The sequence below is a fragment of the Clostridium celatum genome (genome assembly GCF_021412605.1).
GTDB classification, from domain to species: Bacteria; Bacillota; Clostridia; order Clostridiales; family Clostridiaceae; genus Clostridium; species Clostridium celatum.
The window spans coordinates 1-1,276 of sequence record NZ_JAJKGM010000098.1 but is presented as its reverse complement, the minus strand read 5'-3'; the positions used below and the strand labels follow the sequence as shown (position 1 = coordinate 1,276).

The following is a 1,276-nucleotide window of genomic DNA, read 5'->3' as shown; positions in this document are numbered from 1 at the left end:
GAATCTGTTAAGCTGATATGAAAAAATAGCTTGATTTTTCATAGAATTGCTCGCTCTTTGAAAATTATATAAGTTTAAAAGTTTTATTGCATGGCTAATAAGGCTGCAATAAAATTGATTTTTTGCAGGTTAAATAAAGGTATTAAGTTTAATTAAGCTGCTGAGAACCAAGAGTTTTTAGCAAAGCTATCGCTAGCGAATCCAGCAACTTCTGCTGGAGTACAGTTATTTAATGATCCATGTGGTCTAATAAAATTATAGTGAAAGATAAATAAGTAAATTAGGTTATTAGCTTTATCAAAAGAGTTAAATCCTTTTTTAGCTTTATACCAAGCTTTAAATGTCTTGTTAAATGATTCTATTAAGTTATTATTTACGTCACTAGACATTGGAGCTACAGGTAAATGTTCAGTATTTGGCAATACTGTAGCGACAGCTTCATTATACGAAGGTAATCTATCGGTTATAAAGTAAGTTGGTTCACCACAAGTTTTGGCCTCATTTATTAGTATATAAGCAGAATCAGAACTTCTAGACTTAGTTAGATGAAATGCTAGAATAAATCTAGTTTCAGAATCAATAGCTAACCATAGATAGTATCTTTCACCGTTAATAAATACTACCGTTTCATCAGCGTGCCAATCGTCAGATTGTAAGTTTAAATTAGCTTTAAATTTATCAGCTTTCTGTTTAAAGAAAGGTGCAAATTTATTAGTCCAACTTGCTATAGTAACATGGGATACCTTAATACCAGAGTTAATCATCAAGAATTGAGAAATAGCTCTTGTTGATGAATTATTTAAAAAGTATAGTGTTAATGCAGTTAGTATTACATGTAGCGGAAAACGCATTCCTTTCATTGAAAGGGAACCACTAACTAATTCACTAGAAGCTGTATCAATATTGGTGGTGTGATGTTTTACTATTATGTGATTACACTTCTTGTTATTGCACTTATAGCGATTGTAATGTTTATATGCATGATGTAAGTAAGTTCCCTTACCGCATCTAGGACATTTAGGATTATTAAGTTTAGGACGTCCGTCACCGTCGCCTATGGCGAATTGGCGTTTACACTGCTTACATTGATACTTTTGTTTAGCCTGCTTATTCATACCAAACTTATATAGTTTATCAGAATTACAGCGTGGGCATTTTATATTAGTTTTGCTCATTGTTCTTCTCTCCTTTTCAAAGGGGGTATTATTTAGTCTCGCAAACTTATTGTATTTCCTTAGGTTGAGAAGAGCAATGTTCATATAACTTAACAGATCGA

1 protein-coding gene is annotated in these 1,276 nt (G+C 32.1%); it reads right to left on the bottom strand.

The window, feature by feature from the left end; translation table 11 throughout:
• Positions 1-152: 152 nt before the first annotated feature.
• The gene (locus tag LPC13_RS16680) at positions 153-1,175 is read right to left on the bottom strand and encodes an IS6 family transposase (RefSeq protein ID WP_234089028.1); all 1,023 of its coding nucleotides are present in this window, start codon (positions 1,173-1,175) and stop codon (positions 153-155) included.
• Positions 1,176-1,276: the final 101 nt, after the last annotated feature.

Excerpts from the sequence above, each read along its gene's own strand:
- LPC13_RS16680 (WP_234089028.1), bottom strand. The coding sequence starts at position 1,175 with ATGAGCAAAACTAATATAAAATGCCCACGCTGTAATTCTGATAAACTA.